This window comes from Herbiconiux daphne (assembly GCF_024979295.1).
In the GTDB taxonomy this organism is placed as follows: Bacteria; Actinomycetota; Actinomycetes; order Actinomycetales; family Microbacteriaceae; genus Herbiconiux; species Herbiconiux daphnes.
Window position 1 is genome coordinate 19,803 of sequence record NZ_JANLCJ010000009.1, and the last position, 25,453, is coordinate 45,255.

A 25,453-nucleotide genomic window follows, 5' to 3' on the forward strand; every position below is an offset into this window, starting at 1 on the left:
GCGGTTGGCCCCCGGACGAGCGCTTCCCTGCCGGGGCGGCATACGGCACAGTGGAGGCATGACCGACTACACCGATCCGGCCACCGCCGGCCACCGCCTGAGCAACGCCGAACGCGAGGAGGCGGTGTCGGCCCTCGAACGCGCCAACGCCGATGGCCGCATCACCGCCGCCGAGTTGAGCGAGCGGTCGAGCGCCGCCCGCAGCGCCGTGACGCGGGGCGACCTGGCACCGCTGTTCGCCGACCTGCCGCAGGCGGCCGCCTCGACCCCGCCCGCCTTCGCCGCCCCGTCGTCGGCCGGCCAGCCGTTCACGGCGCCCCCGCCCGGCGGTGGCTACAACCAGGGCCCCGGCTACGGCGGCTATCCCGGCGGCTACAGCGGCGACGGCCGGCCCGCGCGCGGCGGCCGCACCGGCAACTGGATCGTCGCGATCATGCCGTTCGTGGCGCTCGCGCTGTTCTTCATCTGCGGCACCTACCTGCCCGGCGGCTACGCGTGGTCGTGGATCTTCTTCCTCGCCATCCCCGTGGCCGCGATCGTCGTCTACGGGCCGGGCGGGCGCAACGGCGACCGTTAGTCTTCGACGCCCGCCTTCACCAGGATGGGCAGGTGGTCGCTCTCGCCCTGCGGCAGGGTGTCGATCGAGTCGATGCGGGTGTGGGCGCTGGTGACGAAGTCGAAGTGGCCTTTGAAGTACTTGTAGCGGGCGTAGGTCGGCTTGTCGCTGAACGACAGCAGGTAGCCCGACTCCTCCATGCGCTCGCTGAGGTTGGCCCGGAACCAGGGGTAGTTGTAGTCGCCCACCATCACGGTCGGAAGGCCGGGGCCCATCACGCGCAGAGCGCTGTGGGCCGCGGCGATCTGCTTGCGGCGCAGCGAGTTCGAGGCGGTGAGCGGCGCCGCGTGAAACGAGCCGACCAGGATCTCCTTGTCGATCTCCTTGTCGAACAGCCGCGCGGCGAGCAGGCGCTCGTGCGCCGGCGCCATCACCCGGTCGTGCATCGACTTGCGCAGCGCGAAGACGCGCGTGGCCTCGAGGTCGAAGCGGTCGTCGCGGTAGTAGACGGCGAGACCCAGGCGGTTGGTCTTGGTGGAGTCGGCCAGCACGAGGTGGTCGATGCGCTCGGGGATGTCGGAGGTGTCGCATTCCTGCAGGCACATCACGTCGACATCGTAGAGGCGGCTCAGATCGCGGAGTTCACCGCTCGCGTGGTGCTTGCGCAGGTTGTAACTGACGATGTTCAGTTCTCGTCCCATCTTCGTAGTGACTGCACTCTCTCTACTGCTTCGATCGGGTGGTGCGACGTCCTAACTCCGTCATTCTGACACGTCGGAGCCGGTCTCTGCCTGGACAGTGCGTGAGTACTCGCCAGGAGCCAGCCCGACCACCGAGGCGAAGTCGCGACTGAAGTGCGCCTGGTCGGCGTAGCCGAGTTCGGCGGCGAGCGCGGCGAGACCGGTCGAGGGTTCGGCGCGCAGTCGGGCCGCGGCATCCTGAAGCCGTTGGCGCTGCAGGAGCCACTTGGGATTGATGCCCACGAACTCGGCCGTGAGCCGTTGCAGGCTGCGCACGCCGAGCCCGAACCGCCGGGCGAGGTCGTCGACGCTGCGGATGCCGGGGTCGGTCTCGACCGCGTCGACCACCGCATTGATGAGCGCCCCCTGCTCGGCGTCGAGCCGGCGCGCCCGCAGCCACTGCTCGAAGGCGGCCACCATTCCCGTGTCGTCGTGACGCAGGCTCCGGATGCGCTCGGCGAGCCCGCCGTCGCCCCCGGCCAGGGCGTCGAGCGGCTCGGGCCGGTCGGCGAGGCTGTCGACGCTGCGGCCGGCGCCGATCAGGGCCCGGGCGGTTCCGGGCTGGAGCATCACGCCGAAGGCCCAGCCGTCGCCCGTGAGGATGCGCGATCCGACGCCGCGGGCCAGTCCGAACACCGCGGCGTAGTCGTCGGCCACGACGAGGTTGCAGGTGGCGTATTGCAGCAGCCGCTCCTCGTGGGTGGCGCCGGCCGGCAGGTGCCAGCGCGGAATCCAGTAGTGCCGCACGAACGGGGCCAGCTCGGCGCTCGGCCGGTAGCGATCGATCGACACCATCGGGGCCGCGCGGCCGGGGGACAGCACGCCCTTGCTCTCGGGGGTGGGCCCGCCGGGCGTCGCGGTGGTGGCGGGCCCGCCGGTCGGCGCGGTGGTGGCGCGCGATTCATGCTGCACGCCCGACACCCTACTCGCGGCGGGCCTCAGCGCCCCGTGGGCTCGTAGCGCACGGGAGCGAACGTCGTGGCGACGATCGCCCGCAGCGCCTCGAGACTGCCGCTCACGAGCCCCTGGGCCCGGGCCTGCACGAGCACGTTGCCGATCGCGGTAGCCTCCACGGGGCCCGCCAGCACCGGCCGCCCGGTGCGGTCGGCGGTGAGCTGGCAGAGCAGGGCGTTCTGCGACCCGCCGCCCACGATGTGGATGACCTCGATGCGCTTGCCCGAGAGGGCCGCGGCCGTCTCGATGGAGCGGGAGTAGGCATCCGCGAGGCTCTCGAGAATGCTGCGCACGAACTCGGCGCGGCTCTGCGGCACCGGCCGGCCGTGCTCGATGCACCAGTCGGCGATGCGCTGGGGCATGTCGCCCGGCGCGATGAATCGGGGGTCGCCGGCGTCGAACACGGCGACCGGTGCGGTGACCCCGCGTGCCGCCGAGATCAGCGTCGGCAGGTCGATCTGCTCGCCCGAACGCTCCCAGGTGCGCACCGACTCCGAGAGCAGCCACAGACCCGACACGTTCTGCAGGAACCGGATGCGTCCGTCGACACCGCCCTCGTTGGTGAAGTTCGCGGCGCGGCTGGCCTCGCTCACCACGGGCTGCTCGAGCTCCACCCCCACGAGCGACCAGGTGCCGCTCGAGATGTAGGCGAAGTCGTCGCCCACGGCCGGCACGGCGACGACGGCGGAAGCGGTGTCGTGCGACCCCACGGCGCTCACGGCGAGCGAGGCCGGCGCCCCGATCTCGGCGGCGACGGCGGGCAGCAGCGTGCCGACGGTCGACCCGGGCGCGATCACCTCGGGCAGCAACCGGCGCGGAAGGCCGAGGCGCTCGATCAGGGTGTCGTGCCAGCGCCCGGTGTGCACGTCGAGCAGCCCGGTCGTGGAGGCGTTCGTCTGCTCGGCGCGCGAGACGCCGGTGAGCCAGAAGTTCAGCAGGTCGGGCACGAGCAGCATCGAGTCGGCGCCGTCGAGCGACCCGGCGAGCTGCTCGGCGGCGAGCTGGTAGAGGGTGTTGAAGCTCAAGAACTGCAGGCCGTTCGCCGCATAGAGCTCGGCGGGGCCCACGATCGTGTGCGTCGCGTCGACCCCCGCCGCCGTGCGCTCGTCGCGGTAGTGGTAGGGGTTGCCGAGCATGCGGCCGTTGGTCATCAGCGCGTAGTCGACCGCCCAGGAGTCGACGGCGATGCTGCGGATGTCGGGCTCGTCGCGCACCGCCGAGGCGAGCCCCGCGAGCACGTTGCGGTAGAGCTCGAGGATGTTCCAGTGCAGCCCGTCGAACACGCGCACCGGGTTGTTCGGGAACCGTGCCACCGGCACGAGTCTGAGCTCGTCGTGCCCGACGTAGCCGAGCATCACCCGGCCGCTCGTGGCCCCGAGGTCGACGGCGGCGACAGCGGCGGTCATGCGCCCCTCCTCACCCTCACCTCTCGCGAGTGGTCACTTTCGGCGGCACAGGGCGCCGTATGGCGCCGATAGTGCCCACTCGCGAGCATAGGGGACGGGATCGGCGGCATCAGCGCAGGAAGGCGGCGGCGACGCCGGCGTCGACCGGGATGTGCAGGCCGGTGGTGTGGGTGAGGTCGGCGCCTGTGAGCACCGCCACCGCGTTCGCCACGTGCTCCGGGAGGACCTCGCGCTTCAGCAGCGTGCGCTGGGCGTAGTAGGCGCCGAGCTCCTCCTCGGGCACACCGTAGACGGCGGCGCGCTTGGCGCCCCAGCCGCCCGCGAAGATGCCCGAGCCGCGAACGACTCCGTCGGGGTTGATGCCGTTGACCTTGATGCCGTGGTCACCGAGCTCGGCGGCGAGCAGGCGCACCTGGTGGGCCTGGTCGGCCTTGGTGGCCGAGTAGGCGATGTTGTTGGGGCCCGCGAACACCGAGTTCTTCGACGAGATGTAGATGATGTCGCCGCCGAGGTCTTGCTCGATGAGCACCTTCGCGGCTGCCTTCGACACCAGGAACGAGCCCTTCGCCATCACGTCGTGCTGCAGGTCCCAGTCCTTCTCGGTGGTCTCGAGCAGCGGCTTCGAGATCGACAGACCCGCGTTGTTCACCACGAGGTCGAGCCCGCCGAACTGCAGCAGGGCCGCCTCGATGCCCGCCTCGATGTCGGAGGCGCTCGTCACGTCGGCGCGCACGCCGATGGCGACATCCGTGTTGCCGAGCTCGGCCGCCGCGGCCTGGGCCTTCTCGAGGTCGAGGTCGGCGATGACGACGCAGGCGCCCTCGGCGGCCAGGCGGGTGGCGATGGCCTTGCCGATTCCGGATGCCGCGCCGGTGACGAGGGCGATGCGGGTGGCGTGCGACTTCGGCTTCGGCAGGCGCTGCAGCTTGGCCTCTTCGAGCGCCCAGTACTCGATGCGGAACTTCTCGGCCTCGTCGATCGGCGCGTAGGTGCTGAGCGACTCGGCGCCCCGCATCACGTTGATGGCGTTGATGTAGAACTCGCCGGCCACGCGCGCGGTCTGCTTGTTGGCGCCGTAGCTGAACATGCCGACGCCCGGAATGAGCACGATCGCCGGGTCGGCGCCGCGGATGGCGGGGGAGTCGGCGACGGCGTTGCGGTCGTAGTAGGCCTGGTAGTCGGCGCGGTACTCGGCGTGCAGCTCCTTGAGGCGCGCGATCGAGTCCTCGACCGACGCGTCGGCGGGCAGGTCGAGCACGAGCGGCTTGACCTTGGTGCGCAGGAAGTGGTCGGGGCAGCTGGTGCCGAGCGCGGCGAGTCGCGGATGCTCGGCGCTGGCCAGGAAGTCGAGCACGACGTCGGCGTCGGTGAACGACCCGACCTGCGGCTTGTCGGTCGAGGCCAGGCCGCGGATGGTGGGGGCGAGCGCGGCCGCCTTCGCGCGACGCTCGGCCTCGGGCAGGGCGCCGTAGCCGTCGAGTGCGGGACCGAACGGCTCGGGCGAGCCGTGCTCGGCGATGTAGGCCTCCGCGGTGCGGATGATCCACAGCGAGTTGGCCTCGGCCTCGTCGCTCGTGTCGCCCCACGCCGTGATGCCGTGGCCGCCCAGGATGGTGCCGATCGCATCCGGGTTCTGCTTCTTGATCTCGGCGATGTCGAGGCCGAGCTGGAAGCCGGGCCGGCGCCACGGCACCCAGACCACCTTGTCGCCGAAGATCGTGCGGGTGAGCTCTTCGCCGTCGGCCGCCGTGGCGATGGCGATGCCCGAGTCGGGGTGCAGGTGGTCGACGTGGTTCGCGTCGACGAGGCCGTGCATCGCGGTGTCGATCGACGGGGCGGCTCCGCCCTTGCCGAACAGCGTGTAGTCGAAGGCCGCCACCATCTCGTCTTCGCGGTCGACCCCGGGGTAGACGTTCACGAGCGAGCGCAGCCGGTCGACGCGCAGCACCGCGAGTCCGGCCTCGGTGAGGGTGCCCAGGTCGCCGCCGGAGCCCTTGACCCACATCAGCTCGACGTTCTCGCCCGTGACCGGGTCGATCTCGAGACCCTTCGCCGAGGTGTTGCCCCCGGCGTAGTTGGTGTTCTTCGGGTCGGAACCGAGGCGGTTCGACCGTGCGATGAGGTCGGCTGCGGCGGGGGAAGTCATGGATGCTCCATCGGTGTCTCGAGCGCACGTCGGCGTCGTTGGCTGCCTGGTGTTATGGCGTGTGAACTTCACAAAACATAACAGGAGGGCGGCACCGCGTCAACGGAGGCACCGGATGTTCACCCGGCGGTTCAGCGGATCTCGACCAGATCGCGCAGCACGTCGAGCCGGGCATCTCGCGGGTCGAGCTCGGTGACCACGATCGAGATCTGCGACCACGACAGAGCAGCGGCCATTGCGCGACGGCCGAGTTTGGCCGAGTTGATGAGCAGCACGGTCTCGCGCGCCGCCCGCACGAACTCGCGCTTCACCTGGGCCTCTTCGATGATGGTCTCGCTCGTGCCGCCCTCGGGGTCGGCGGCGGCGGCCGAGGTGAAGAAGCGGTCGTAGTTGAGCATGGCGGCCGCGGCGCACGCCACCGGGCCCACGAAGCTCTCGGTGTGGGGCTCGAGCTCGCCGCCCACGAGGATGGCGCGCGTGCCCCGCAGCGCGCGGGCGCGGGCGTGATTGTGGGCGGAGTTCGTGGCGACCACGAGGTCGGTCGTGGCACCGGGCTTGAACTGCGCGAGCAGGTGCCCGGATGTCGACGACGCATCGACCGCGATCGACCCGGTGGTGGGCATCAGGTCGAGCGCCTTGCGGGCGATCTCGGTCTTGGCGACGTCGTCGACGCCCTGGCGCTCGGTGAACGAGCGCGCCTTGACCGTGGCGACCGCCCCGCCCCGCACCCGAACCACCACGCCCTCGAGCTCGAGGGCCTCGAGGTCGCGGCGCACGGTCATGCTCGACACCCCGAGCTCGGCCGCCGACTCCTCGAGCCTGATGACGCCGCTGTCGTCGAGGCGCGCGATCAGCCGCTCGCGACGCTCGGCTCCGATCACGCATGCCACACTACTCGCAGGTCGCGGCCAGACCGTGGCCACCACCTCGAGGCCGGGCGCACGACGGCGGGGCGGCGGGCGGCGGGGTCAGGCGGGCGCGGGGTCAGGCGGGTGGCGGGTCAGGCGGGTGGAGGGATGACGGCCCGCTGGGTGGCGATCGCGGTGCCGGCGGCGACGCAGACGACGGCGATGCCGACGACCTCGAGGGCCGAGAACTGCTCCGACAGGATGAGCCAGCCGAAGACCGCGGCGACCACCGGGCCGAAGGCGGTGATGATGGCGTACAGCCGTGGCGTGATGCGGCGCAGGATGAACGTGTCGAGGCTGTAGGGCAGAGCCGACGAGAGGATGCCGACCCCCACCAGAAGGGCGACCACCCGCCAGTCGACCGCCGCCGGGTCGAGGGTGACGGCCGCGAGGGGCAGCAGGATGACGAGACTCACCACGCTCGCCACCGTCAGCCCCTCGAGGCCGGGCAGCCGGGTCGCCACCCGGCGGGTGAGCACGATGTAGAACGCCCAGGCCGCGGCCGCCGTGAGCGCGAGCGTCACGCCCCAGGCGTTGATGGTGCCGTCGAACCCCGTGAGCAGGAACACCCCGGCCGCGGCGGCCAGGGCGCACACCACGTCGAGCAGCCGGCGCGAGGCCACGAGGGCCAGCGTCAGCGGGCCGAGGAACTCGATCGTCGCCGCGATGCCGAGGCCGAGCAGGTGCACCGACTCGTAGAACGACAGGTTCATCACGGCCAGAACCACGCCGAGCGCCACCGCCGGCCACAACCGCCGCCAGGTGAACTCGGCGCGCTTCGGGCGGTAGAACGGCAGCACGGCGACCGCCATCACGAGCTGACGCGCCGCCACCACCACGAAGGCGCCCACCACGGGCACCACGAGACCGGCGAGGGCCGACCCGAGGTTGATGCTCACCTCGGTGCCGAGCTGGGTGGCCGCGCCCACGGTGCGCCGGCGCGACGCGTGCGCCGCGGCATCCGCTGGGCCGGCAACGGCCCCGGGTCGCTGCTGATCGGTCACCTCTCGACCCTAGCGTCAGGGAGCGGGCGTGCCGGTCGTGAGGGTCGGGGCGGCACTGCCGCCGAGCCCACCACCGCCCCCGAGCAGACCGCCGCCACCGGTGCCGGCGTCGGGCTCGGCCTCGCCGTCGGCGTCCCAGACACTCACCTCCACGAGCGACTGGCGGTCGGCGATCTGCTGCGCCACCAGCCGGCCCTGCTCGTCGCTCACCCACAGATCGAGCAGCTGCGCCGACGGGATGTCGCCCACCGCCTCGATGGGGGTGACGCGAGCGTGCTCGACCGGCACCCGGGCGGTGATCGTGGTCAGCAGGGCGACCGCCTCGTCGACCGGGGCCTCGGGCTGCGCACCCACGACGAAGCGGCCGTCGGCGCTCTCGGCCTCGAACGGCAGATTCGGCTGCACGCCGCCGGCGCGTTGCGCGAGGGCGAGCATGCGGTCGACCTGATCGAGCAGCACCGCCGGATCGTCGTCGTCGAGCACCACGCAGAAGAAGCCCGAACAGTCGGAGCCGCCGCGGGCGCTCACCACCTCGTACCGGGAGTCGTGCCGCAGGCCGAGGAACACCTCCAGGGTCGCCGATCCGCCCAGGTTCGAGAAGCTGCGGCCCTCGCCCACCTGCCACACCAGGTAGGGGTCGGGCAGGTTCGCGGCGCGGCGGGCGGCCGCCGGCGCCAGCATCCGCAGGTCGTCGTCGCTCACGCCGGCCTCGACCTCGATCGAGAGCGAGACCGATCGGCTCCACGGGTCGTCGTCGACGGCCGATTGCACTGCGGTCACGTGCGGCTGATCGGCGATCCAGTCGGTCACCGCCTGCACGTCGGAGTCGCTCGGCCCCGCGCAGCCGGTGACGAGCCCGGCGATGGCGCTGACCGCGAGCACCATGCTCGCCGGCGCGAACCGCGGATGCCGGGCAGAGGTCATGCGGCGACCCTAGCGCGAACCCGACGATCTGTCAGCTTCTGTGGCCATATCAGGTGCCGCGCGGCGACGCCGAACGAGGAATGCGAGCGAGCGGGCGACAAATGAATTGCGGCCCAGGACTCCCACCACCAGGGGTCCCGGGCCGCAAACCGTGGGCGAGGGCGCTCTACGCGCCCCAGCTGGCCTGGGCGCCGCCGACGCGGTCGGCGACGATCTTCTCCTGGTAGCCCGACGCCTTGAAGGCGGCGATCGGGTCGGCCGGCAGGCCGCGCGACTCGCGCCACTCGGCGAGCGGGGGTCGCACGTCGGTGTAGAAGGCGTCCATCAAGATGCCGTTCGCGCCGAGCACGTCGTTGGCGTTCTGCGCCTCGAGCAGCGCCGCACGGTCGACGAGCAGCGCACGCGCCGTCATCTCCTGCACGTTGAGCACCGAGCGCATCTGGCCGACGATCTTCTCTTCGATGTTGTGGCACTGGTCGAGCATGAACGCCACCGGCGAGCCCACGTCGTAGCCGCCGCCGCGCACGACCTCGTAGAGGATGCGGAACAACTGGAACGGGTCGGCCGCGCCCACGATCAGGTCGTCGTCGGCGTAGAAGCGCGAGTTGAAGTCGAACGAGCCGAGCTTTCCGAGCCGCAGCAGCTGCGCCACGATGAACTCGATGTTGGTGCCCGGCGCGTGGTGACCGGTGTCGAGGCAGGTGAAGGCCTTGTCGCCGAGCGCGCTCACATGGGCGAACGAGGTGCCCCAGTCCGGCACATCCGTGTGGTAGAACGCCGGCTCGAAGAACTTGTACTCCAGCACCAGGCGCTGCTCATCGCCGAGCGCGTCGTAGATGACCCGCAGCGACTCGGCCAGCCAGTCCTGACGCGAGCGGATGTCGCCCTGTCCGGGGTAGTTCGTGCCGTCGGCCAGCCAGATCTTGAGGTCGTGGGAACCGGTCTGGTGCATGATGTCGATGCACTCGAGGTGGTGGTCGATGGCCTTCTGGCGAATGGCCGGGTCGCTCGAAGTGAGGGAGCCGAACTTGTAGGCGTCGTCTTGGAAGGTGTTAGAGTTCACCGTGCCGAGGGCGACACCGAGATCTTCGGCGTAACGGCGCAGCGCCGCGTAGTCGTCGACCTTGTCCCACGGGATGTGGATCGCGACCTTGGGCGCGAGCCCCGTGTAGGTGTTGACCTGGGCGGCATCCGCGATCTTCTCCTCGGGCGTGCGGGGCGTGCCCGGCGTGCCGAAGACCTTGAAGCGGGTGCCCGAGTTGCCGAACGCCCACGAGGGGAGCTCGATCGCCTGACGTTCGAGTTCGGGGGCGATGTCGCTGAACTGCACCATTGGGGTTCTCTTTCGTGTGTCGGATGAATCGGTGAAACGATTCACTGAGTAGTAGCCTACGCCAACTGGTCTTCGAGATGGAAGACCTCGACGAGCTGCTGGAAACCGGTGTCGGGAGCGCCGTCGAGGTCGACGAAGAACTCGGCCATCTCGGCCTGCCAGCGCGCGTTCACCTCGGTCGCGGCCATGCCGGCCTGGGCGGCCTCGAGCGACGGCGTCTCGAAGTAGCCGATCAGCAGGCCGTCGGGGCGCAGGAACAGCGAGTAGTTGTTCCACCCGGTCGCCTTGAGAGCGGCCGCCATGTCGGGCCAGATCGCGGCGTGGCGCTCGGTGTACTCGGGAATGCGCTCGGGCTTCACCTGCAGCTGGAAGCAGACTCTCTGCACGACGTTCCTCTCAGAAAAGCAGACGGGGTGGGGCGAGAAGCAGAAGGGGGTGGGGCGCGGCCTGCCGGATGACGCGGCCGCGCCCCGTGGCGACTAGAAGTCGAAGTCGCCGATGTTGTCTTTGTCGAACACGAACGGGTCGCCGAGCAGCACCGTGTTGTCGGCGCCGACGGTGTACTCGCCCAGGTCGCCCGCGTCGAAGGTGTCACCCTCGGCGCCGGTGATGGTGCCCTCGATCAGGGCCTTGGCGGCGAACGCGGCCAGGTAGCCGAGGTCGGCCGGGTTCCACAGGGCGAACGAGGTGACGGTGCCGTCTTCGACGTAGTCGCGCATCTGGTTCGGGGTGCCGAGACCGGTGAGTGCGACCTTGCCCTTGTACTCCGAGGTCTGCAGGTAGCGAGCGGCCGCAGCGATGCCGACCGTGGTGGGCGAGATGATGCCCTTGAGGTCGGGGTGCGACTGCAGCAGGGCCGCGGTCTTGTCGAACGACGTCTGGTCGTCATCGTCGCCGTAGACGGTGTCGACGATGGTGATGTCGGGGTACTCCGAGGCGGCGTAGGTCTTCATCTGCTCGATCCACGCGTTCTGGTTGGTCGCGTTGGCCGAGGCGGAGAGGATCGCCACCTCGCCCGAGCCGCCGATCTGGTCGGCGATCAGGTCGACCTGCACCTTGGCGATGCCCTCGGCGTCGGCCTGGTTGATGAATATGTCGCGGCAGTCGGCATCCGTGTCGGAGTCGAAGGTCACGACCTTGACGCCGGCGTCACGCGCCTCGTTGAGGGCGTCGCAGATGGCGGTGGGGTCGTTGGCCGACACGACGAGGGCGCCGACGCCCTGCGTGGTGGCGGTGTTGATGTAGGAGACCTGCGCGTCGGGGCTCGCCTCGGCGGGGCCGACCTCCTGGTAGGTGCCGCCGAACGACTCGATCGCCTTCTCGCCGCCCTTGTCCGAGGTGTCGAAGTAGGGGTTGCCCAGGTTCTTGGGCAGGAACGTGATCGACAGGTTGGAGCTGTCGCCGCCCGCGGAGTCGGTCGATCCGCTGTCGCCGTCCGACGCGCATCCGGTGGCGATGAGGGCGACGGTCACTGCGATGGCCGCAACCGCCCCCGCACGGGCTTTGCCCTTGCCGAGATTGTGAAACAACATCGTTGTTCTTCCTTTCGAATTGGTTGAGCCGATGTGATTGCATCGACGGAAAGAGGAATCACGCCTTGGCTGCGATGGTTCCCCCGTGTTTCCTCCCCCCGGGCCCGATGCGCTTCTTGCGCACCCAGGCCAGGAAGCTCGCTGCCACGACCGAGAGCACGAGAAGCACTCCGGTGATGATGTTGATGACGTCGGAGGTGACGTTCACCAACCGCAGAGCGCTCGAGAGCACTCCGATCAGCAGCACACCGGCGATCACGCCGTGCAGTGCCCCGCGGCCGCCGAAGATCGAGACGCCGCCGAGCAGCACCGCCGCGATCACCTGCAGCTCGAGGCCGGTGGCGTTGTCGCCGCGGGCGCTGCCGAAGCGCAGGGTGTAGTAGATGCCGGCCAGGGCCGACACGGTGCCGGTGAGCACGAAGAGGATGAACTTGGTGCGGTTGACGTGCACCCCCGAGAAGCTCGCGGCTTCGGGGCTCAGGCCGATGGCGTAGATGCCGCGGCCGAAGGGGGTGAAGTGCAGCAGCACGGCGAACACGATCGCGAGCACGATGAAGAGGATGACGACCACGGGGATGGTGGTGCCGCCGATCTTCGCTTTGGCCAGGTCGGTCCAGAACTCCGGCCACTCGGTGACCGCGGTGGTGCCCAGCAGGCCGACCGCGAGGCCCCGGTAGAGCGCCAGGGTTCCGATGGTGACCGCGAGCGATGGCAGCCCCACCACCGTGATCAGGAAGCCGTTGACCGCTCCTGCGAGCGCGCCGACGATGATGCAGACGATCGCGGCCACGCCGACATCCACCCCGGCCTGGTTCAGGATGCCGAGGGTCACGCTGCTGAGGCCCACCACGCTCGCGACACTCAGGTCGATCTCTCCCGTGATGATGACGAGGGTCATCGGCAGGGCGATGAGCAGGATCGGCATGACGTCGAGCAGCAGGTAGCCGACGGTCACCGGCCGGCTGAAGCCCTTGACGGTGATGAGCGAGACGATCACCACGACCAGCAGCAGGCCGATGATGGCCATCTCACGGGTGAGCAGCACCCGCCGCCAGAGGGGCTGGCCGTAGTCCTTGTAGACGCGCGTGGCCGTCGCGGGCGCCAGGGGCGAGGTCGTCGTGGTCATTTGCTGTCCTCCCTCGCCTCGAGAAGCCGTTTCGATTGCCGCAGCGACAGCACCCGGTCGAGCACGATCGCGCCGATGATGAGTGCGCCCACCACCGCTCGCTGCCAGAAGTCGGGAACGCCCAGAATCGGCAGGGCGCGGTTGATCGTGAGCAGCAGCACCGCACCGATCGCGGCGCCCCACACCGTGCCCGAGCCGCCGAAGATGGCGACGCCGCCGATCACCGCGGCTCCGACGGCATCCAGTTCCCAGCCGCTGCCGGCCTGCGAGTTGACGGTGCCGTAACGGGCGGCGTAGAGCACGCCCGCGAGGCCCGCGAGCGCTCCGGATGCGACGAACGCGATGAGCAGTCGCCGCACCACCCGCAGACCGTAGAGCCCGGCCGCGGCCGGGTCGGAGCCGATGGCGTAGAACTCGCGACCGCCCCGGGTGTTCTTCATGTACCACCCCGCGGCGATCAGCACCACGAGGGCGATGATCGTGAGCAGCGGGATGGAGAGGAATTGGCCGGTGCCGAGCGCCAGGAAGTCCTTCGGCATGTCGGAGGCGTTGATGCGGTTGCTGCCGGCCCACACCACGTTGATGCCGCGGTAGGCATAGAGCGTGCCCAGGGTGATGACGAGCGCGGGCACCTTGGCGAACGCCACGAGAGCGCCGTTGATGAGGCCGAGCAGACCGCCGAACACGATGCCGGCGAGGAAGACGACGATCATCGGGATGCCCGGGATGTCGATGAACAGCCGGCCGGTGAGGTAGGCCGTGAGGCCGAGCACGGAGCCGACCGAGAGGTCGACGCTCCGGGTGATGATGACCATCGCCTGGCCGACGGCCACGAGCACGAGGATCGACGGGGTGAGCAGCAGGTCGCGCCATCCGTCGGACGAGAACACGAAACTCGGGTTCTTCACCGTCGTCACCACGATCACGAGCAGCACGGCCAGCAGGATGCCGGTCTCGCGGGCCCGGATGAAGTGGCCGAGGGCGCGGCCCACGGCGGAGCCCGACCTGGGCGTCTGCGGGGGCGAGGTCTGGGTGAGTGTCGTCACGAAGCGCGCTCCTCGGCGTGGGTGGTGGCGGCGGTGCGGGTGGCAGCCGACATGACGGTCTCGGCGGTGGCGTCGTCGCGCGAGAGCTCGGCGGTGATGCGGCCCTCGCGCATGACGAGCACGCGATCGGCCATGCCGAGAACCTCGGGCAGCTCCGACGAGATCATCAGGATGGCCATGCCCTGCCCGGCGAGCTCGGAGAGCAGGCGGTGCACCTCGGCCTTGGTGCCCACGTCGATGCCGCGGGTCGGTTCGTCGATGATCAGCACCTTGGGGTTGGTCGCGAGCCACTTGGCGAGCACGACCTTCTGCTGGTTGCCGCCGCTCAGCGTGCCGGCCTCGGTGTCGAGGGCGTTCGTCTTCACTTCGAGCCGGGCGTCCCATACCCGCGCGGCGGCGTTCTCGGCCCCCGAGGTGAGCAGGCCGGCCTTCGACAGCGACCGGCGGATCGCCATCGTGGTGTTGCGGGCCACGGATGACTCGAGCACGAGCCCCTGCTTGCGCCGGTCTTCGGGCACGAGCGCCAGGCCGAGGTTCATGGCGGCGGTCGGGCTGTTCGGCGGCACCCGGCGGCCGTTGATCGTGACGCTGCCGGACTGGTAGGGATCGACGCCGAAGACGGCTCGCACGACCTCGCTGCGGCCCGCGCCCACGAGACCGGCGAGCCCGAGGATCTCGCCCGCGCGCAGGTCGAACGAGATGTCGTGGAAGACGCCGGCGGAGTTGAGCCCGCGCACCTCGAGCACCGGCTCGCCGATCACGGCGTCTTGCTTGGGGAAGAGGTCGGTGACGTCGCGACCGACCATGCGGCGCACGATCTCGTCGACCGTCGAGTCGGCGATGGGGTCGGTGGAGATGTAGTCGCCGTCGCGCATCACCGTGATGGTGTCGCAGAGGTCGAAGACCTCGTCGAAGCGGTGCGAGATGAACAGCAGCGCGCGGCCCTCGTCGCGCAGGCTCCGGGCGACGGCGAACAGGCGGTCGACCTCCACGCCGCTCAGGGCCGCGGTCGGTTCATCCATCACCAGCACCGAGGCGTCGAGCGAGATGGCCTTCGCGATCTCGATGATCTGCTGGTCGGCGATCGAGAGGCCCTCTGCGGGACGGTCGGGGTCGATGCGCACGCCGAGGCGCTGGAACAGGCCGACGGCCTCGGCCCGCATGGCCTTGCGGTCGATGCGGCCGAAGCGGTTGGTGGGCTGGCGGCCCATGAAGATGTTCTCGGTGACCGAGAGGTCGGGAAAGAGGGTCGGCTCCTGGTAGATCACGGCGATGCCGGCCGCTTTCGATTCGGCCGTCGACTTGAAGTCGACGCTCTCGCCCTCGAGCAGGAAGTCACCGGCGTCGCGCTGGTAGAGGCCGGCGATGATCTTCACCAGGGTCGACTTGCCGGCGCCGTTCTCGCCCACGAGCGCGTGGATCGAGTTCTTGCGCAGGGCGAGGCTGCCGGAGCGGAGGGCGATCACGGCTCCGAACGCCTTCTCGACGTGCCGGAGCTCCAGGGCCGGAGGGCCGGAAGGAGTGGGGGCGATCGACATTGATGGGTACCTCACCTCTACGTCGAGGACAAAGTGAATCGTTTTACAACGACCTGACGCGAGCACTCTATTTCGTGGGTTCGCGACTCGTCAAGCCGACGGGGCGCGACCGCGACCAACTTGTGACCTTGCCCTCCGGCGGGCCTGAATCGATTCAGGTCGTCGCCGCGCCCGGGCCTCGCACGCGCGGAGAGACGATATCCTCAGGGAACGTTCACCTGCGCTCGTCGGGCCGGGAGAACTCCGACCACAGCGAGGTGAGTATGGCAACAGCGAACGTGAGAGACGTGGCGGCGCTCGCCGGCGTGTCGGTCGGAACCGTGTCGAACGTCTTGAACCGGTCGAAGCGCGTGTCGCCCGACACCGCGCAGCGCGTGCTCGACGCCATCGAGAAGCTGGGATTCATCCGCAACGACGCCGCGCGCCAGCTCCGGGTGGGGCAGAGCCGCACGGTCGGCATCATGGTGCTCGACGTGAGCAACCCGTTCTTCACCGACATCGCCCGCGGTGTCGAAGACACCCTCGCCCAGTTCAGCCGTTCGCTCGTGCTCGGCAACAGCGGCGAAGACGCGGCGCGCGAGCTCGCCTACCTCGATCTCTTCGAGGAGCAGCGCGTGGCCGGCCTGCTCATCACGCCGGTCGGCGACGTGCACGCCCGCCTCGAGCGGCTGCGCGAGCGGGGGTCGCCGGTCGTGCTCGTCGACCGGCACGAGAACGCCCGCGCCTTCAGCTCGGTGTCGGTCGACGACAACCGCGGGGGATACCTCGCGGCATCGCACCTGCTCGACCTCGGCCGCCGCAACATCGCCTTCGTCGGCGGGCCGAAGCGCGTGCTGCAGGTCGCCCAGCGCGCCGGCGGTGCGCAAGACGCGGTGGCAGAACGCGGCGCCCGGCCCTTGCACGTGCTCGAACTCGATTCGATGCGAGCGGATGCCGGCCGCCTCGGTGCGGAGCAGCTGCTCGAGCTGCCGGCGCACGAGCGCCCCGACGCGGTCTTCGCCGCGAACGACCTGATCGCCCTCGGGGTGCTACGGGCACTGACCCATGCCGGTCTGCGCGTGCCCGACGACATCGCCATCATCGGCTACGACGACATCTACTTCGCCGCGAACGCCGCCATCCCGATCTCGTCGATCCGTCAGCCCTCGTGGGAGATGGGCCGCACGGCCACCGAGCTGCTGATGGCCGAGATCGAGGAGCCGACCAAGCACGACTACCGGCACGTCGTCTTTCAGCCGGAACTCATCGTGCGCGAGTCGACGGCGGGCGCGCTGGCCTGAGGCGGGGCGGGGCGGGCTCGCGCGCTGGGCGCGACGGGGCCGCCCGCTGGCGACGGCGGCTGGGCGTCGCCAGCGGGCGCCGAGCGCTCACCCCGCGCGGCGGCGCCGATGCAGGCCGCCGGTGACGGCGACTCCGAGTGCGAGGACGAGTGCCGCAACGCCCAGCGCGCCCGTGGGTTCGGCGCCGGTCGCCGCCAGGCGGGCCGGTGCGACGGGAGCGCCGCCGACCGGGCCGGCTCCCGACGGCACGGTGCCGGGTGCGGGGGTGGGCGACGGCGCGGGTGCGGGCGCGACCGGCTGGATCGTGATCGTGGAGACGGCGTCGGTCGAGCCCGCGGAGTTCGTCGCCGTGAGGGTGAAGGTGCTCGATCCGCTCGCGGTCGGTGTTCCGTCGATCACTCCGGTGGCGGGGTCGAAGCGCAACCCCGCGGGCAATGAACCCGACGAGAGTGTGAACACCGGCGCCGGATTGCCGGTCGCGGTGACGCCGTGGCGGTAGGCGACACCGACGGTTCCGGATGCCGGCGGTGCCGACGTGATCACCGGAGCGGTCAGGGGAACGGGGGCGATGGTGAGCCGGAATCGTGCCTGACCGGCAGTCGCCGCCCGGTTCGTCGCCGTCACGGCGACGAGGAAGTCGCCGTCGACGGTGGGCGTGCCCGAGATGCGCCCGGTCGCCGCGTCGAGCTGCAGTCCGGCCGGCAGAGGGGTGGCGGTCGACAGGGTCGGGGTGGGCCAGCCCATGGTCTCGATCACGAAGTCGTAGGGAACACCGACCTGCGCGGCGGGCAGCGCCGTCGTCAGGATGAGCGGGCTGACGACCGCGTCGAACAGGGCGACCGTCGCGCCGGTGCGTGAACTCGTCGTGGTGTAGACCCGATGTGAGACGGGGTCGACAGACGCCGCATCGAGCGGGCCGGTGACGAGGGGAGCGGCCGGTTGAGCCTCGAGGCTGCCGAAACGGAGCCCGTGCACACCGGCGTCGTTCGCGGCGTAGACCAGGTCGAGAGCGGGATCGAGAGCGAGCGATTGCACAGATGAACCCAGCGGATCAGACGTGGCGACCGGCTGCATGTCGGCATCGAAGCTCTGCACCGTGAACGTGGTGGGCGTGGCGGCCGGCGACGCGAGCCCGACCATCACGCGGCCGCCGGCCGACGCGAGAACCGTGGGCGAACCCGTGAGCGGGGTGCGTTCGGCGGTGTTCGCCCGCAACGCGGTGATGCTCGGCGGCTGCACGCTCGACAGGAAGAGGGTGTGGGTGGCGGCGTCGACCGCGATGTCGTTGGGGAAGTCGGCGATGGCCGACAGTGTCGATGTTCTGGCGGCAAGGTCGATGGTCGCGAGGTTGAGGGTTGTCTGGTGCGTCACGTAGGCCGTGTTCGTGCTCTCGTCGACGGCCACGGCGTCTGCTCCGCTGCCCCCCGTGGCGACCGTGTCGATGACCGTGCCGAAGGTGGGTGAGGCGGTGTCGATGTCGATGATCTGCAGTTCGTTCGAGGACCGATCCGTGACGAGCAACTCGTGGGTCGCCTGATCGATCACGAGGCGCCCGGGGTCGGCGCCGATGGGGATCGACGGTTTCGCGACGAGAGCGGCGCCGCTCGAGTCGAACACCAGCACGGCCGCATGAGAACGGTCGATGACGTAGGCGTAGTGGGTGCTGCTGTCGACGGCTGCCGAACTGATGGCCTTCACGCCCGCCGGACTCGCTGTCGCGACCAGCTGCAGCTCCACGGTGCGGATCGTCAGCGCTGACGCCGACAGCGCGGGCGCGATCGACAGGGCGGCCACGAGCCCGACCCCGAAGGAGGCGGTGACCAGGGGCCGCAGGGCGCGGAGAAGCGGATGGGGGCTCGGAGAAGACATGAACTGAGGATAGCTCATGCGGCACGAACGCACTACACCTGTGGATAAGTAGCCGCCGCGGCATCCGTTCTGCCGACTCGTGCAGGAAACACCGCCGCAACACCGCCGCAGTAGGCTCGCGAACATGGTTGACCTGTTCGACGGCTACGGCGCCACCCTTCTGCCACGAACCCGGCGTGGGAGCGCGGATCCGTGGGACGAGATGTTCCCCGAGCCGAAGTCGCACGATCCGGTGGAGGCGCGCGCGGCCTACAAAGACATCTATCGGGCACTCGCGAAGATGACGCAGGAAGAACTGCGCGGGCGCACCGACGCCCTTGCGAGCTCGTATCTCGCGCAGGGCGTGACCTTCGACTTCGCCGGCGAGGAGCGGCCGTTCCCGCTCGACGCGGTGCCCCGCGTGATCGAGCAGAGCGAGTGGGTCGACGTCGAGTCGGGCATCAAGCAGCGCGTGCGTGCGCTCGAGGCCTTCCTCTCCGACATCTACGGATCGCAGGCCGCCGTGCGCGACGGCGTCATTCCGGCCGGGCTCATCAGCTCGTCGAACCACTTCCACCGTGAGGCCGCAGGCATCGTGTCGCCGAACAACGTGCGCATCCAGGTGTCGGGCATCGACCTCATCCGCGATGAGAAGGGCGCCTGGCGGGTGCTCGAAGACAACGTGCGGGTGCCGTCGGGCGTGTCGTACGTCATCTCGAACCGGCGCGTCATGGCGCAGACGCTGCCCGAGCTGTTCGTCAGCATGCGCGTGCGGCCGGTCGGCGACTACCCCAACAAGCTGCTGCAGGCGCTTCGCGCGTCGGCGCCGAACGGGGTCGACGACCCCACCGTGGTGGTGCTGACCCCCGGTGTCTACAACTCGGCCTACTTCGAGCACACCCTGCTCGCCCGGTTGATGGGCGTCGAGCTCGTCGAGGGCCGCGACCTGTTCTGTTCGGGCGGCCGCGTGTGGATGCGCACCACCGCGGGCCCCACCCGCGTCGACGTGATCTACCGCCGGGTCGACGACGAGTTCATCGACCCGCTGCAGTTCCGCGCCGACTCGATGCTGGGGTCGCCGGGCCTGCTGCTGGCCGCCCGGCTCGGCAACGTCACCATCGCCAACGCGGTCGGCAACGGCGTGGCCGACGACAAGCTGGTCTACACCTACATGCCCGAGCTCATCCGCTACTACCTGGGCGAGAAGGCCATCATCCCCAACGTCGACACCTGGCGGCTCGAAGACCCGGGTGCGCTCGAGGAGGTGCTCGACCGGCTCGACGAACTCGTGGTGAAGCCCGTCGACGGCTCCGGCGGCAAGGGTCTGGTGGTCGGCCCCGACGCCTCGCCGAAAGAGCTCGAGACCCTGCGGGCCCGGCTGATCGAAGACCCGCGGGGGTGGATCGCGCAGCCCGTCGTGCAGCTCTCCACCATTCCCACGCTCGTCGAAGACGGCATGCGGCCCCGGCACGCCGACCTGCGTCCCTTTGCGGTGAACGACGGCAACGACATCTGGGTGCTCCCCGGCGGGCTCACCCGGGTGGCCCTGCCCGAAGGCCAGCTCGTGGTGAACAGCTCGCAGGGCGGCGGCTCGAAAGACACCTGGGTGGTGGGGCAGGATCCGCTCTACTCGTCGAGCGACGGCCACAACATCCAAGGTCTCGTCGCCGAACAGGCCGCCAACACGCAGTCGATCTCGATCATCCCCGGCCATCAGCCCGACCACTCGCCGGAAGACCGACCCCGCAACACGCACGACCAGGCGCAACAGCAGCAGCAACAGCAGGCCGCCCCCACGGCCTCCCCGGAAGGCGGCGAGTGATGGCCATGCTCTCCCGCATCGCGGAATCGCTGTTCTGGATCGGCCGCTACATCGAGCGTTCCGACGGCACCGCGCGCATCCTCGACGTGCATCTCCAGCTGCTTCTCGAAGACCCCTGGATCGAAGAGAACCTCGCCTGCCGCTCGCTGCTGTCGGTGATGGGCTCCGACGTGCCCGATGACAACCGCTCGCTGACCCGCGCCGACGTGCTCGCCATGCTCGCGGTGGACCGCACGCATCCGGCCTCCATCGCCTACTCGCTCGGCGCCGCCCGCGAGAACGCGCGCCGCGCCCGCGAGATCGTGTCGACCGAGCTCTGGGAGTGCCTCAACACCACCAGGGCGCGGATGCCGCGCCGGGTCGCCGCCGAGAAGACCCACGAGTTCTTCGGCTGGGTGCGTGACCGCTCGGCGCTCGCCGTGGGCATCATGGACTCCTCGGCCAGCCGTGACGAGGCCTGGCACTTCTTCACCCTCGGCCGCTCGATCGAGCGGGCCGACATGACGGCCCGCCTGCTCGCCACCCGCTCGCTCACCGAGGCCAGCGGACCGTCGTGGACAACGATCCTGCGCTCCTGCGGCGCCTACGAGGCCTACCTGCGCACCTACCGGGGTGTACCGTCAGCCCGCAACGCCGCCGAGTTCCTGCTGCTCGACCGGTTGTTCCCCCGGTCGATCCTCTACTCGGTCACGCGCGCCGAGCAGTGCCTGCGCGACTTGGGGCCGCGGAGCGAACGGCTCGGTGTCTCCGACAACTCGCAACGACTGCTCGGCCAGATCCGCAGCCAGCTCGAATACCGGCCGATCACCGACATCCTCAACGAACTCCCGCGCTACATGGACGGCGTTCAAGAGGCCACGAGCGCGGCCTCCGAAGCCGTTCGCCAACGCTACTTCCCCACCAACACCGCCCCCAGCTGGATCGGAGAGAGCGTATGAACCGGCTTCGCATCCGCCATGTCACCGGGTATCGCTACGAGGGCGAGGTTCAGGCGTCGTACAACGAGGCCCGCATGCTGCCCGTGAGCTCGGAGGGCCAGTTCGTGCTGCACTCCTCGCTCGACATCGCCCCGGTGTCGTCGAGCCACAACTACGTCGACTACTGGGGCACCCGGGTGTCGTCGTTCGAGGTGCTCACCCCGCACCGCGAGCTGTCGCTCACCGCGACGAGCCTGGTGGAGGTGCGCAACCGCGCCCACACGCCGCACGCGGTCGACTGGGAGCTGCTCGCCGACGCCGCCGCCACCTCGACCACCTACGTCGAGCAGGCCAAGCAGACCAAGCTGACCGCACCGGCCGACGACCTGGCCGCCCTCGCCGAGGAGATCGCGAGCAAGCACTCCAGCCCGTGCGACGCGGCGCTCGAGGTGTGCAACGAGATCGGCCGCCAGGTCGAGTACGTGCAGGGAGTAACCGGCGTGCAGTCCACGGCCCGGGAGGCCTGGATCGACAAGCGCGGAGTCTGCCAGGACATCACGCACCTCGCCATCGGCGCCCTGCGGTCGATCGGCATTCCGGCCCGCTACGTGTCGGGCTACCTGCACCCGAAGCCGAATGCCGAGATCGGCGAGACCATCGCGGGCGAGTCGCACGCGTGGGTGGAGTGGTTCTGCGGCGACTGGCGGGGCTTCGACCCCACCAACCAGATCGACATCGGCGAACGCCACGTCATCGTCGGCCGCGGCCGCGACTACAACGACGTGGCGCCGCTGCGAGGCGTCTACGCCGGCCCCTTCGGGTCGGAGCTGTTCGTGAAGGTCGAGATCACGCGCGAGTCGTGATCTCGACCCCCGGCCGGTGAGGCCCTGAACTCGATGCCCTGAACTCGGTGCGGCCCTGAGCTCAGGGTCTCGTGCTGCCCCGGAGCGACTCGAGGGTGGCGTCGGAGATGGAGTTGGTGCCGCCCAGCACCACGATGCGCCTCGGGTGCAGCCGGTCGAGCTCGGCCCGCACGGGCGCCGGAACGGATGTCGCCGTGACCAGCAGCACCGGCCCGGCATCGGCGATCGCCGCCGCCGAACCCGCCAGGGCGTCGGAGTAGACCGAGCCGGAGGCGACGTAGACCGTGGCGATGCCGGGCGGGAACGCGTCGGCCGAGACGGCCGCCGACACCCCGAAGCGGTCGGCCGCCATCACCCGGCTGGTGGGGGCCATCGCCTGCAGCCGCGAGTAGGCGGCATCGGAGATGGTGTCGGGGCCGCCGAGCACCACGATCTTCGCCGGCGCCAGGCGGCGCAGCTCGTCGGCGATGAGCGTGGGCACCTCGTCGCGGTTCACGAGCAGCACCGGGCCGCCCAAACGACCGGCCGCGGCGGAGCCGGACAGTGCGTCGGAGAAGACGGTGCCCGACGCCACGTAGGCGACGGGCCGGCTCGACGCGAAGGAGCGCGCCGAGACCGCGGCCGAGACCGCGAAGCGGTCGGCGCCGGAGATGCGGGTGACGGTGCCCGAGTAGCCGTGCAGCGCCGTCTCGACCGAGGCATCGATGGTGGCCGTGCCGCCGAGCACGACGATCTGCTCGGGCTTCAGTCGCGTGAGCTCGGTGGCCGTGGCCGGCGGAAGCGTGGACTTCTGGGTGAGCAGCACCGCGCCGCCGTGCGCGCCCGCCGCGGCCGAGGCCGACAGTGCGTCGGTGAACACCTCGCCCGAGGCGATGAACACGATCGGCACGAGCGGATCGAAGGTGCGCGCCGAGACCGCGGCGGCCGTCTCGTAGCGATCGGCGCCGCCGATGCGTTGCACCGCCGCGCCGAGCGACGCGGAGTCGCCTCCCGGGTCGGGGTCGGTGGCCGCGGAGGCGGCCGCCGCTCCGCTGAACAACGTGCACGACACGACGGCCGCGGCCAGCAGGGCCGTCGTGATCCGTCGGGGGAATCTCTGTGGAATAGTCATGCGGTGAGAATATGTCGGCTTCCGCAGCCCCTGATCGGTCGCCTGGGCATCTGTGGATGAATCATCCCGACCGCCGGATTGTGCACAACTCGCGGTCAGCGCACCCCGTGCGACAATGACGTATGCCGCAGCACGAGGCGCGGGGCAGCGCCCACTTCACCGACCGCTTCGTCGACGAGGTCGGGGTCGAGATCACCTACTACGGCTGGACGGTCGAGACGCCGAAGGCCGTGGTGCAGATCTCCCACGGCGTCGGCGAGCACGCCCTGCGCTACGCCGATCTCGCGGCCGACCTCAACGCGGCCGGCTACAGCGTCTACGCCGCCGATCAGCGCGGCCACGGGGCGACCGGCCTCGCCCAGCACCGCGGTGATCGCGCCCAGCTCGGCCGTCTCGGCGAGGGCGGACTCCGCGCGACGGTCGACGACATCCGCCAGCTCGGCCTGCGCATCGCGCGCGAGCACCCTGACGTTCCGCTCGTGCTGCTCGGGCATAGCTGGGGATCGCTGATGGTGCAGAAGCTCGTCAACACCCCGGCGCTCAGCCACTACGACGCCGTGGTGCTGAGCGGCACCGCCTACCGCATGCCGGGCTTCATGGACGGCGGCGACCTCACCCGCCGGCACCGGCCGACGGATGGCGGCAACGGCTTCGAGTGGCTCAGCCGCGACACCGCGGCGCAGGAGCGCGCTGCCGCCGACGAGCTCATGTTCCCGGCCGAGGTGCTCAAGCTGTTCGGGCTGCGCGACTCCCTGCGCCTGTTCGGCCGACCGGCGAAGAAGCTCAGCGCCGACGTGCCGCTCATCATCATGGCGGGGTCGGACGACACCCTCGGCGGCCAGCGCAGCTCCCAGCGGCTGCACGACGCCTATGTCGCCCGGGCGCGCCTCAGCGACGTCGAGCTCGTGGTCTACACCGACGCCCGCCACGAGATCTTCAACGAGACCAACCGTGACGAGGTGGTGGCGGCACTGGTCGACTGGCTCGACCGGCACTTCCCCGACCCGCGTGACCGCACGCCGCCGCCTCCTCCGCCCCCGCCCGCGGCCGCCCCCACGGGCCGCTGACCCCATGGGCGACGCGATCCTCGACCTCGACATCATCCATGGCCCCGTCGTCTGGATCGTCTTCGCCCTCGCGGCGGCCGCGTTCGTCTACCTGCTCTTGCGCCCCCCGCGCATCCGCTGGGTTCTGACCGCGCTCATCGGCCTGCTGGGCGGCGCCCTCGTGGCCTTCGCTACCATCGCGATCGTCGAGGCGCTCGACGTGTTCGGCGTGCCGCTCACCGTGCAGACCGACGCCTGGGTGGTGGCGACGTTCGCCGCCATCGGCCTGGCCGTGGTGAACCTCTGGCGGTCGCGCTGGTGGCGCAAACTCGTCGCCGTGCTGGGCATACTGCTGTTCGCGGCATCCGGAACCCTGGGCGTCAACGCCTACTTCGGCCTCAACACCACGCTCGCCTCGCTCTTCGGCATCGTCGTCGAGAAGCCGATCGACATCAACAAGCCCACCACCTCGCCGAACTCCACCGCCGATCCGGATGCCGCGGCCACCCCGCTCTACCAGAGCTGGAGCCCGCCCGCCGACATGCCGGCCACCGGCAAGCTGGGCACGCAGGTCATCCCGGCCACGACATCCGGGTTCACCAGCCGCCCGGCCGGCATCTACCTGCCGCCCGCGGCGCAGGTGCCGAACGCGCCCGACCTGCCGCTCGTCATCCTCATGATGGGCCAACCCGGCAGCCCCGACCCGCAGTACATCGGCACGGTGCTCGACGAATACGCGGCCAAGAACAAGGGGCTCGCGCCCATCGTGATCGTGGCCGACCAGCTCGGGCCCGACGAGAGCCTCGACCCGGTGTGCTCCGACACCGCCCAGCTCGGCAACGCCGAGACGTTCATCACCCATGACGTCGTGGGCTGGGCGCGGGCGAACCTGCGAATCATGCAGGATCCGGCCCATTGGGTGATCGCGGGCTACTCCAACGGCGGCGGATGCGCGTTCAAGTACGGCGCGAAATACCCCGAGCTCTGGGGCAACGTGCTCGACGTGTCGGGTGAGGAGTATCCCGGCTCCGAGGAGCCCGACCAGGTCATCGCGAACCTCTTCGGCGGCGACGCTGCGGCGTTCGAGGCGCAGAAGCCCGAGTCCATCCTTACCTCGGGCCAACACTCCTACCCAGACACCACGGCGATCTTCACGGTGGGCGAGAACGACCCCACCTTCATCCCCGAGGCGAAGGGCGCAGCGGATGCCGCCACCGCGGCCGGCTGGACGACCTCGCTCTTCGTCATCCCCGGTGCCGGTCACGTGGTCGACGCCCTCGAAGGCGGCTTCGAGAAGGGCTTCGGGGTGCTCTACCCGCGGCTCGGCCTCTCGGCCCCCACCGGCTGAACGAC

General features: G+C 70.2%; 22 protein-coding genes. 7 read left to right on the forward strand and 15 right to left on the reverse strand.

The annotated features are described in order from the left end of the window. Positions 1-58: 58 nt before the first annotated feature. On the forward strand, positions 59-577 hold the full coding sequence (locus tag N1032_RS18960) for a DUF1707 SHOCT-like domain-containing protein (protein WP_259541021.1): 519 nt from the start codon (positions 59-61) through the stop codon (positions 575-577). Here N1032_RS18960 and N1032_RS18965 read toward each other — a convergent pair. From N1032_RS18965 to N1032_RS19025, 13 genes are all read right to left on the reverse strand, one after another. Continuing rightward, positions 574-1,257: an endonuclease/exonuclease/phosphatase family protein gene (locus N1032_RS18965; protein WP_259541023.1), complete on the reverse strand. Its 684-nt coding sequence runs from the start codon at positions 1,255-1,257 to the stop codon at positions 574-576. The two genes, N1032_RS18960 and N1032_RS18965, sit on opposite strands and share 4 nt — an antisense overlap. A 60-nt stretch (positions 1,258-1,317) precedes the next feature. Next, on the reverse strand, positions 1,318-2,208 hold the full coding sequence (locus N1032_RS18970) for an AraC family transcriptional regulator (RefSeq protein ID WP_259541024.1): 891 nt from the start codon (positions 2,206-2,208) through the stop codon (positions 1,318-1,320). Between the two features lie 26 nt (positions 2,209-2,234). After that, entirely contained in the window at positions 2,235-3,656 is a 1,422-nt protein-coding gene (locus N1032_RS18975) for a rhamnulokinase (RefSeq protein ID WP_259541026.1), read from the reverse strand. Between the two features lie 109 nt (positions 3,657-3,765). Continuing rightward, positions 3,766-5,802, reverse strand: coding sequence for a bifunctional aldolase/short-chain dehydrogenase (locus N1032_RS18980; protein ID WP_259541028.1), 2,037 nt, complete (start codon positions 5,800-5,802; stop codon positions 3,766-3,768). A 131-nt stretch (positions 5,803-5,933) separates the two neighbouring features. Continuing rightward, positions 5,934-6,683, reverse strand: a complete 750-nt coding sequence (locus N1032_RS18985; RefSeq protein ID WP_259541030.1) for a DeoR/GlpR family DNA-binding transcription regulator — start codon at positions 6,681-6,683, stop codon at positions 5,934-5,936. Between the two features lie 119 nt (positions 6,684-6,802). Beyond that, entirely contained in the window at positions 6,803-7,714 is a 912-nt protein-coding gene (locus N1032_RS18990; RefSeq protein ID WP_259541032.1) for an EamA family transporter, read from the reverse strand. Positions 7,715-7,729: 15 nt separating this feature from the next. Next, positions 7,730-8,638, reverse strand: coding sequence for a hypothetical protein (locus tag N1032_RS18995; protein ID WP_259541034.1), 909 nt, complete (start codon positions 8,636-8,638; stop codon positions 7,730-7,732). 166 nt (positions 8,639-8,804) lie between these two features. After that, the gene (rhaI, locus tag N1032_RS19000; protein WP_259541040.1) at positions 8,805-9,971 is read right to left on the reverse strand and encodes an L-rhamnose isomerase; all 1,167 of its coding nucleotides are present in this window, start codon (positions 9,969-9,971) and stop codon (positions 8,805-8,807) included. 56 nt (positions 9,972-10,027) lie between these two features. After that, complete coding sequence (locus N1032_RS19005; protein ID WP_259541042.1) at positions 10,028-10,357, reverse strand: L-rhamnose mutarotase; 330 nt, start codon at positions 10,355-10,357, stop codon at positions 10,028-10,030. A gap of 93 nt (positions 10,358-10,450) precedes the next feature. Further along, positions 10,451-11,503 carry a rhamnose ABC transporter substrate-binding protein gene (gene rhaS, locus N1032_RS19010; RefSeq protein ID WP_259541049.1) on the reverse strand — a complete coding sequence of 351 codons (1,053 nt, stop codon included), beginning with the start codon at positions 11,501-11,503 and terminating at the stop codon, positions 10,451-10,453. A gap of 58 nt (positions 11,504-11,561) precedes the next feature. Beyond that, positions 11,562-12,629, reverse strand: a complete 1,068-nt coding sequence (locus N1032_RS19015) for an ABC transporter permease (RefSeq protein WP_259541051.1) — start codon at positions 12,627-12,629, stop codon at positions 11,562-11,564. After that, entirely contained in the window at positions 12,626-13,621 is a 996-nt protein-coding gene (locus tag N1032_RS19020; RefSeq protein ID WP_259541258.1) for an ABC transporter permease, read from the reverse strand. Before N1032_RS19020 ends, N1032_RS19015 begins: the two co-directional genes overlap by 4 nt. Positions 13,622-13,671: 50 nt before the next feature. After that, on the reverse strand, positions 13,672-15,213 hold the full coding sequence (locus N1032_RS19025; protein WP_259541053.1) for a sugar ABC transporter ATP-binding protein: 1,542 nt from the start codon (positions 15,211-15,213) through the stop codon (positions 13,672-13,674). Positions 15,214-15,476: 263 nt separating this feature from the next. Between N1032_RS19025 and N1032_RS19030 the strand changes: the two genes are divergently transcribed. Beyond that, positions 15,477-16,493: a LacI family DNA-binding transcriptional regulator gene (locus N1032_RS19030; protein ID WP_259541055.1), complete on the forward strand. Its 1,017-nt coding sequence runs from the start codon at positions 15,477-15,479 to the stop codon at positions 16,491-16,493. An 87-nt stretch (positions 16,494-16,580) separates the two neighbouring features. Here N1032_RS19030 and N1032_RS19035 read toward each other — a convergent pair whose 3' ends face one another. Then, on the reverse strand, positions 16,581-18,362 hold the full coding sequence (locus tag N1032_RS19035; protein WP_259541057.1) for a putative Ig domain-containing protein: 1,782 nt from the start codon (positions 18,360-18,362) through the stop codon (positions 16,581-16,583). 124 nt (positions 18,363-18,486) lie between these two features. Here N1032_RS19035 and N1032_RS19040 point away from each other — a divergent pair, with 124 nt between their 5' ends. The 3 genes from N1032_RS19040 to N1032_RS19050 are packed head-to-tail and all read left to right on the forward strand — an operon-like array spanning position 18,487 to position 21,943. Beyond that, positions 18,487-20,163: a circularly permuted type 2 ATP-grasp protein gene (locus N1032_RS19040; RefSeq protein WP_259541058.1), complete on the forward strand. Its 1,677-nt coding sequence runs from the start codon at positions 18,487-18,489 to the stop codon at positions 20,161-20,163. Positions 20,164-20,168: 5 nt separating this feature from the next. After that, a complete protein-coding gene (locus N1032_RS19045) occupies positions 20,169-21,101 on the forward strand; it encodes an alpha-E domain-containing protein (RefSeq protein WP_259541259.1) in 933 nt (310 codons plus the stop codon). Further along, positions 21,098-21,943 carry a transglutaminase family protein gene (locus tag N1032_RS19050; RefSeq protein WP_259541060.1) on the forward strand — a complete coding sequence of 282 codons (846 nt, stop codon included), beginning with the start codon at positions 21,098-21,100 and terminating at the stop codon, positions 21,941-21,943. Before N1032_RS19045 ends, N1032_RS19050 begins: the two co-directional genes overlap by 4 nt. A gap of 61 nt (positions 21,944-22,004) precedes the next feature. On the opposite strand, the gene N1032_RS19055 is transcribed toward N1032_RS19050, so the two are convergent. Next, the gene (locus tag N1032_RS19055) at positions 22,005-23,054 is read right to left on the reverse strand and encodes a cell wall-binding repeat-containing protein (RefSeq protein ID WP_259541062.1); all 1,050 of its coding nucleotides are present in this window, start codon (positions 23,052-23,054) and stop codon (positions 22,005-22,007) included. A 122-nt stretch (positions 23,055-23,176) separates the two neighbouring features. On the opposite strand from N1032_RS19055, the gene N1032_RS19060 reads away from it, so the two are divergent. Further along, positions 23,177-24,121: a lysophospholipase gene (locus N1032_RS19060; RefSeq protein ID WP_259541063.1), complete on the forward strand. Its 945-nt coding sequence runs from the start codon at positions 23,177-23,179 to the stop codon at positions 24,119-24,121. Positions 24,122-24,125: 4 nt separating this feature from the next. Next, positions 24,126-25,448, forward strand: coding sequence for an alpha/beta hydrolase (locus N1032_RS19065; protein ID WP_259541072.1), 1,323 nt, complete (start codon positions 24,126-24,128; stop codon positions 25,446-25,448). Positions 25,449-25,453 lie beyond the last annotated feature (5 nt).

Bases quoted from the DNA above. Each gene is read 5' to 3' on its own strand.
- N1032_RS18960 (WP_259541021.1), top strand. From the start codon at position 59: ATGACCGACTACACCGATCCGGCCACCGCCGGCCACCGCCTGAGCAAC.
- N1032_RS18965 (WP_259541023.1), bottom strand. From the start codon at position 1,257: ATGGGACGAGAACTGAACATCGTCAGTTACAACCTGCGCAAGCACCAC.
- N1032_RS18975 (WP_259541026.1), bottom strand. From the start codon at position 3,656: ATGACCGCCGCTGTCGCCGCCGTCGACCTCGGGGCCACGAGCGGCCGG.
- N1032_RS18980 (WP_259541028.1), bottom strand. From the start codon at position 5,802: ATGACTTCCCCCGCCGCAGCCGACCTCATCGCACGGTCGAACCGCCTC.
- N1032_RS18995 (WP_259541034.1), bottom strand. From the start codon at position 8,638: ATGACCTCTGCCCGGCATCCGCGGTTCGCGCCGGCGAGCATGGTGCTC.
- rhaI (WP_259541040.1), bottom strand. From the start codon at position 9,971: ATGGTGCAGTTCAGCGACATCGCCCCCGAACTCGAACGTCAGGCGATC.
- rhaS (WP_259541049.1), bottom strand. From the start codon at position 11,503: ATGTTGTTTCACAATCTCGGCAAGGGCAAAGCCCGTGCGGGGGCGGTT.
- N1032_RS19015 (WP_259541051.1), bottom strand. From the start codon at position 12,629: ATGACCACGACGACCTCGCCCCTGGCGCCCGCGACGGCCACGCGCGTC.
- N1032_RS19025 (WP_259541053.1), bottom strand. From the start codon at position 15,213: ATGTCGATCGCCCCCACTCCTTCCGGCCCTCCGGCCCTGGAGCTCCGG.
- N1032_RS19030 (WP_259541055.1), top strand. From the start codon at position 15,477: ATGGCAACAGCGAACGTGAGAGACGTGGCGGCGCTCGCCGGCGTGTCG.
- N1032_RS19035 (WP_259541057.1), bottom strand. From the start codon at position 18,362: ATGTCTTCTCCGAGCCCCCATCCGCTTCTCCGCGCCCTGCGGCCCCTG.
- N1032_RS19040 (WP_259541058.1), top strand. From the start codon at position 18,487: ATGGTTGACCTGTTCGACGGCTACGGCGCCACCCTTCTGCCACGAACC.
- N1032_RS19045 (WP_259541259.1), top strand. From the start codon at position 20,169: ATGCTCTCCCGCATCGCGGAATCGCTGTTCTGGATCGGCCGCTACATC.
- N1032_RS19050 (WP_259541060.1), top strand. From the start codon at position 21,098: ATGAACCGGCTTCGCATCCGCCATGTCACCGGGTATCGCTACGAGGGC.
- N1032_RS19055 (WP_259541062.1), bottom strand. From the start codon at position 23,054: ATGACTATTCCACAGAGATTCCCCCGACGGATCACGACGGCCCTGCTG.
- N1032_RS19060 (WP_259541063.1), top strand. From the start codon at position 23,177: ATGCCGCAGCACGAGGCGCGGGGCAGCGCCCACTTCACCGACCGCTTC.
- N1032_RS19065 (WP_259541072.1), top strand. From the start codon at position 24,126: ATGGGCGACGCGATCCTCGACCTCGACATCATCCATGGCCCCGTCGTC.